Annotated in this window: 7 protein-coding genes; 1 reads left to right on the plus strand and 6 read right to left on the minus strand. The window is 41.3% G+C overall.

Annotated features, from left to right (window positions below; translation table 11 throughout):
- Positions 1 to 148: 148 nt before the first annotated feature.
- The 4 genes from V8G47_RS20600 to V8G47_RS20615 form a co-directional block, all read right to left on the minus strand.
- On the minus strand, positions 149 to 628 hold the full coding sequence (locus V8G47_RS20600) for a site-2 protease family protein (protein WP_336201669.1): 480 nt from the start codon (positions 626 to 628) through the stop codon (positions 149 to 151).
- A 168-nt stretch (positions 629 to 796) separates the two neighbouring features.
- Complete coding sequence (locus V8G47_RS20605) at positions 797 to 1,276, minus strand: CcdC family protein (protein WP_034759886.1); 480 nt, start codon at positions 1,274 to 1,276, stop codon at positions 797 to 799.
- A 120-nt stretch (positions 1,277 to 1,396) separates the two neighbouring features.
- A complete protein-coding gene (locus tag V8G47_RS20610) occupies positions 1,397 to 1,756 on the minus strand; it encodes a response regulator (RefSeq protein WP_336201670.1) in 360 nt (119 codons plus the stop codon).
- Positions 1,757 to 1,882: 126 nt separating this feature from the next.
- Positions 1,883 to 2,590, minus strand: coding sequence for a cytochrome c biogenesis CcdA family protein (locus V8G47_RS20615; protein WP_336201671.1), 708 nt, complete (start codon positions 2,588 to 2,590; stop codon positions 1,883 to 1,885).
- A 265-nt stretch (positions 2,591 to 2,855) separates the two neighbouring features.
- Here V8G47_RS20615 and V8G47_RS20620 point away from each other — a divergent pair, with 265 nt between their 5' ends.
- Positions 2,856 to 3,035 (plus strand): aspartyl-phosphate phosphatase Spo0E family protein, encoded by a 180-nt coding sequence (locus V8G47_RS20620; RefSeq protein ID WP_061811297.1) that lies wholly within the window; start codon positions 2,856 to 2,858, stop codon positions 3,033 to 3,035.
- Positions 3,036 to 3,131: 96 nt separating this feature from the next.
- Here the strand turns inward: V8G47_RS20620 and V8G47_RS20625 are convergent, their stop codons facing one another.
- Both V8G47_RS20625 and V8G47_RS20630 read right to left on the minus strand, forming a co-directional pair.
- Positions 3,132 to 4,937 carry an ABC transporter ATP-binding protein gene (locus V8G47_RS20625; protein ID WP_336201672.1) on the minus strand — a complete coding sequence of 602 codons (1,806 nt, stop codon included), beginning with the start codon at positions 4,935 to 4,937 and terminating at the stop codon, positions 3,132 to 3,134.
- 3 nt (positions 4,938 to 4,940) lie between these two features.
- Positions 4,941 to 6,686 (minus strand): ABC transporter transmembrane domain-containing protein, encoded by a 1,746-nt coding sequence (locus V8G47_RS20630; protein ID WP_336201673.1) that lies wholly within the window; start codon positions 6,684 to 6,686, stop codon positions 4,941 to 4,943.
- Positions 6,687 to 6,914 lie beyond the last annotated feature (228 nt).

The following is a 6,914-nucleotide window of genomic DNA, read 5'->3' on the forward strand; positions in this document are numbered from 1 at the left end:
GGACATGGCGAGGGCCATGTCCAGCCTAGAAACAGGAGAAAAATCTTTTAAAATATCAGAAAACCCCACCTTCGGTTAAAGTGAAGGTGGGGTTTGTCTACAGTCTGAAAGGTAAACGTTAAAAAGTTTACCTTTTTTATATGGGCACTTAATCAATGGGATCCTCTGCTTTGCCAAAGCGAATGACGTCGAGAATCGCCTGTCCATCACTCGGTTTTCCGTCTCCGTTCCTGTAAGGAAATAACGAGAAAAAGATGAAATAAACCGAGAAATACACAAATTGATAGAAAAAGATGTGAACAGGTATCACACCTTCATATATTAGAAAGTTAATGAATAATATCGCCACCAGGTTGAATAAACTTCCTGATAAATAGATCAGGACATGCACCCATACCTTGTTGTATTTCAACTCCCGGTATTGACACCACCCCTCCATAAAGTACATTCTCTTTACTTCTAAAGGGCCAATATTTATCAGGTGTTTACCGGTTCCGATGATAAACTTGATCTTCGCACCAAATATTCGTGCAATCAAGATATGACCCAACTCGTGTACAATGGTGACTATCGGCAATGTAAGAAAGAAGGCCAGGAAAAAAGTCCAGATATCTGCTAATGTAAACAATCGTAATCCCACCAATATCATTTATTATTCATTCATCTTCTCCCTCTTTGCCCTAAAAGATTTACCCTTATGCATATTCGTCTGCATTGTCATAAAACCGTCACCTTTTTAGTAAAATGGACACAAAATAAAAAAGCAGGACGTGTTTCCCTGCTTTTTAGCGGTGTATTAAATTGAATTGGTCGTTAAGTCCTGATTTTCCTGATGCAGCTTTCTATATTGAAAATACATGGTTATCCTCCAAGGAACGATCATGCCAAAAGCAAGTATCCAGAACATCCCGCTCAGTTCTCCGTAATCAATTGAAGTACTAAGGATCGACTTTGCTACAATTCGAATTAACAAAAGGCCGATCAAAATGAAGGCAAACGCTTTAGAACGCTTTAAATAAATATCATTTTCACGGATTTCAAACTTGGATGTCTTGATTAACAACAGGGAGAATACCATCCCGACAGTAATCGCCTCTAAAAACTCACTCACATTGACCCGAAAGACAGGAAATAAGAACATCAACGCACCCGTGCTCATAAAGAGAGGGGGTAAAATAATCTTCTTACCGCTTACCGGCCTTTTCTGAGCCTTCATCCTGATAAATATCACCATAAATCCCATGCAAATCGCTACAATGGATGAAGCAATCATCATAAAGCATCATCATCCTTTTATAATCTACTTTCATACCTTCCCTTATTATAGCCCAAATGCAGGAAAAACGAAAACAGAAAAAAGAGAGAATGAATGGAAGATTCAATCTCTCTCGGTTTATCAGCCTAACACTCTTTTGATGGCTTCGTCTACACGCACTTCGTCAAAGGGTTTAACTATGAAGTCCTTCGCCCCTGCTTCAATTGCTTCGACTACCACCTTTTGTTGTCCCATCGCCGAACACATAATGATCTTGGCTTGAGGGAATTCGGTAAGGATCTTCTTAACCGCCTCAATTCCATTCATATCCGGCATGGTGATATCCATCGTTACCAGGTCAGGGTGAAGCTCACGATACTTCTCCACGGCAATAATGCCATTCTCAGCTTCCCCAACGACTTCATGCCCGCTGGATGAAAGCATGTTTCCAAGAGTCAATCTCATAAATTTCGCATCATCCACTACAAGTATCGTTGCCACAGATGTTTCCTCCTCGTACACACTATCAATGTCTATTGAGTCTTTTTACCTAATTCATCCAATTAAACTATACCATAAATCGTAATATTTATTCAATTTATTCTGTTAATTATCACCTGTTTTTCATTAAAATCCCTGAAAGCCTCCGAATACAGTCGTAAAGTAAGCAAGTATGACGGTCATCCAGTCAAAGAACAGCATGATCCCTACAGCAATCATGACGTAGCCCCCTACTTTTACAATTCTTCCACTGTTCTTTCTGATCCACTGCATTCGCCCTATGAAGAAAGAAAGAATGAAGAAAGGAATGGCAAACCCTAATACATATGCTGTCATGTACATGACACCTGACCCAGGATTTGTTGCGGCAAGGGCAAGAACTGAAGCAAGGATCGGACCAGTACAAGGTGTCCACCCCGCAGCAAATGCCATTCCGATCAAGATGGAACCGATAAAGCCCGCAGGTCTATTCTTGAATTCAAATCTGCGATCCTTCATCAAGGATTCCGGGGTGAACACTCCAATGACGACCAAGCCAAATATGACGATAAAAATAGCCCCGAGCTGTCGAATAAGATCTTTATAATTTAAAAAGAAGTTTCCAATAAAGGAGGCCCCAAAACCAATCGCGATAAAAATGGCTGAGAAACCAACTAAGAAAAATAATGTATGCAGTAAACTTCTTCTCTGCAACATGGCATTATCCGTTTTCAATTCATTGACGCTCATCCCGGTTATGTATGAAAGAAAGGCGGGATATAAAGGTAAGCAGCACGGGGATATGAAGCTTAGGAATCCCGCCCCGAATGCTAAAAAGATATTAATATCAGACATTTCCACATCTCCTACAATTCAGTATATATGTCTATTCTATCAAACAATGCTTCAAACTATGAGGGATGTTTATGTGAAAGATTTGTGACCATCTTATTACAATCATCTATTACTCTTTCATTTGTATTAAAGTCTCTTTTCTTTTTTTAAAACCTTTAATTTTACTTTGAAAAAATAGGCTATATTCGTTATACTAATAAAAAGTTACAGTTATTACTAGTTTTGTATTCCACTTGTCAGGACATACAAAAGAAAGGAAACAGCCGTGTCTAAAAAAGAGCTTCTAGAACGAATTGAAAAAAAGCGTGCTCAATTAATTGATATTGTTGCTGAAAATGGACTGACGTCACCTCAAGCTATTCAATTTAGTCAGGAACTTGATCGTCTGTTAAATAGCTACAACTCTCAATACATAAAAAAATGCTACACACCACAAATGAGCTGAACTAAATCTTTCATCCTAATAAATGATACTAATATAGCGCTAAATATGAACAGGGAGACCCGAATCAGGGTCTCCCTGTTGCATGAGCATTCCTATTTACCTTTCCGAAGTGGCATTCTCCATATCCTCGACCAAACCATTCTGAAGGAGATACATTTTATGGTAAATCCCTTTTTGATGAAGTAATTCCTGGTGGCTGCCGCGCTCTACTATTTCCCCTTGCTGCAACACCAGGATGAGATCCGCATCCTGTATGGTTGATAGCCTGTGAGCTATGGCAATGGTTGTTCTGCCATTTCTCATTCTCCTGAGTGCTTTTTGGATCTGTTCTTCCGTTTCTGTATCAATATTCGCAGTTGCCTCATCGAGGACAAGTATCTTCGGTTTGGTCGCCATAGTCCGGGCAAAGGCAATCAATTGGCGCTGTCCACTTGATAGTGTTGAACCCCTTTCGACCACAGGGTGAGAATACCCGCCAGGAAGTTTTTCAATAAACGTATTCGCCTGCACAAATTCAGCTGCTTCTTCAACTTCCTTATCAGACATCTCTTCGTCATGAAGCTTAATATTATCCTTTATATCCCCAAAGAATAGGAATGGATCCTGAAGGACCAGCCCCATCTTCTGCCGAAGTTCTGCCATTGGATACATCTTGATGCTTCTTCCATCTACTAAAATGTCACCCCGGTTGAATTCATAGAATCTCATAAGTAAATTGATGATCGAGCTCTTTCCGCTTCCCGTATGCCCGACAAGTGCCACGGTTTCACCAGGCTTCGCGGTAAATGAGATTTTCTTAAGGACATCATTCTCTCCATCATAAGAAAATGACACATCTTCAAAGGTAATTTCCCCTTCCCCGATCGTTTCACTCTTCCCGTTGTCTATGATTTGTCCCGGGGATAGTTCTTCTTCATCCAACAGCTTGAATACACGTGAAGACGCTATGATCGCTTGTTGAAACATGGATAGTCTCATCATGATTTGATTGACTGGTTCAAAAAAACGGTCCAAATAATTAACAAATGCATACAGCACACCAATTTCAATCGGCTGAGTAAATGATGTAATTCCAAAATAGCTCAATACTACAATTAAGGCAGCAACATACACAAGATCGATTGCGGGTCTCAATAATAACCCATCTACCTTAATATTCTTCATGCCAGCCCGATAGTGTTTTCCATTGATATCCCCAAACTCAAGTCTTAGTCTTTTTTCCTGCCTGAATACTTGGATGATTGACATTCCCTGCAGCGATTCACTTAGCTTAGCATTGAGTTGACTCAATCTCTCTCGCATATCCTGATAGAAAATGGAGCTATAAGCACGATACATTTTCATAATGATAAAAATCACAGGGAGTATGAATAGGCAAAAGAAGGCTAACCTGGTATTCAGGGCAAACATGGCAATGAAGATCCCCGTTAAAAGGAATGCCCCTTGAATGAATGATACCAATACACTTACGAACATATCCTTAATCGCTTCCGTATCATTCGTTACCCGGGAGACCACCCCTCCTGCAGGGGTATGATCAAAGTACTTCATACCAAGTCCTTGAACCTTCGTAAACACATCCACCCTCAATTGTTGAATGATCCTTAGGGCGATTTCCTGAAATTTCAATAACTGAAAGTAGGAAATCAACACATTCCCAACTTGAATCAAAACATAGGCGGCAGCTAAACCGGCAAGTGGACCATACGGAAACACCCTGGGAGTTAAATAATCATCTATGAAGATCTTGATGATGATCGGTCCAACGACGTCTCCTATGGTTGTCAGAAACAATAGTGAAAAAGCGGCCATTATCGGTCTTTTATAAGGCTTTGTATATCCCATGAGGCGGTAAAAGATCTTCCGCTGCTCTTTAGGTGTCAGGGTCTGTATACGATCCATTTTTTATCCTCCCCGCTCCACGAGTTCTTCCAGCTGTTGGCGGAGGTACATTTCTCTGTACCTGCCTTTATTTTTCATCAGGTGAAAGTGCGTGCCTTTCTCGACGAGCTTTCCTTCTTCGAGGACAATGATCAGGTCAGCATGTTGAATCGCACTTAGGCGATGTGAAGTGAGCAACGTCGTCTTCCCGGCTCGGTTCTCCTTCAGGGAAGTCAGGATCGATTCTTCTGTCCTGGCATCTACAGCTGACAGGGAGTCATCCAGGATGAGTACCTCAGGATCCATTAAGAGAGCCCTTGCAATCGATATCCTCTGCTTCTGACCACCCGATAAGGAAACTCCTCTTTCCCCGACGACTGTGGCATAGCTTAAGGGGAACCGGCTGATATCATCATGGATATGAGCAAGTATAGCTGCCTCCTCCACTTTTTCTCTTGAAGAGAGTGGACTTGCGAATGCAATGTTTTCCATGATCGTGGCAGAAAATAGGAAGTGATCCTGAGGCACGTATCCGATTGATTCACGCAAATTACTTAATTTATACTCTTGAATCACATTCCCTCCGAATTTCACCTTTCCCTTATACCCTTCAAATTCCCTCAGGAGGAGTTTTAGAATAGTCGTCTTTCCCCCACCTGTTTTTCCAACGATCCCGATGGTTTGACCCTTTTTTATGGTAAAATGAACATCTTCCAGGGCATGCAACTCTTCATCCGGATAAGAAAAAGAGGAAATGTGGAACTCGATATCTCCTGTTGGGGCATGCTTCAATTCCCCCGAATCCTGTATATCAATCTTTTCATTCAATAACCCTGCCACACGATCATAAGAAGCACACCCCCTCTCCACAATGTTAAATAACCACCCAAATGCAAGCATCGGCCAGATTAAGAGTCCGAGATATGTAGTGAAGGAAATCAAGTCTCCAATCGTCAGCTCTCCTTCTATGACATACTTTGAACCAAACACAATCGATAAAAAGAAGGAAATACCGACAATGATCGAGATGGTGGGATCAAATAACGAGTCTACCCTGGCAACAGAGATATTCTTCTGAACCACTTCTTCCGATTGCTTCCTGAACAACTCAATATCCTCTTTCTCCTGCCCAAAGGTTTTCAGGACTTTCATTCCTGCTACACTTTCCTGCGTCTTATCATTCAGAGCCGAAAATGCTTCTTGAGCTTTATGAAACCGCTTATGTAGTAATGTTCCATAATAACTTGTCAAAACCGCCATGAACGGCATCGGAATCAGTGCAATGAGGGTCAGCTTCCAGCTGATTGTAAAAGCCATGGCCGCAACGACAAATCCTCCAGTTGAAAGAGAATCAACAAGGGTCAATACCCCTGCTCCCGCAGTCTGTTGAATCGCTTGAATGTCATTTGTTGCGTGAGCCATCAAGTCCCCTATCCTCTTTCTTTGATAGAAAGCTGGGGACATTTTAGTGAAGTGATGATAAAGTTTGTCCCTCAGCAACCTGGAAAGCTTGGTGGCCGAACCAAAGATCATGATTCTCCATACAAAACGGAGACCATACATGGCTAGTGCGGTGAAAATAAGGATCAGGATCCAATTCAACATATCTTCCGTGGTCAACGAATGTGCCTTTATACGGTCCACCACGATCCCTACGATTTTAGGTGGGAGCAATTGAAGGAACGCCACCAATAATAGTAGGATGGTTCCTGTGATATATGACTTTTTCTCCTGAAGAAAAAACCATTTCAAATCATAAAAGACTTTCATACTGTCTCCCCCGCATCATGATTAAATCGACTCTTTATTTTACCAAATTTCAAAATAATTAGAAATCTTTTTTAAAGTAGCGATCAGTAGTTGATTTCCACTCCAGGTGCTCGCTTTCGGCGGGGCGTGAGTTGAGCCTCCTGATATGAACGAAACTGTCAATGTCCGCACTCTACACCGATTTAAAAGCAGCTTTAATAACAGGAGCTCTTTTAGCTCCATTTTTCA

It is taken from the genome of Rossellomorea sp. LJF3 (assembly GCF_037046045.1).
In the GTDB taxonomy this organism is placed as follows: Bacteria; Bacillota; Bacilli; order Bacillales; family Bacillaceae_B; genus Rossellomorea.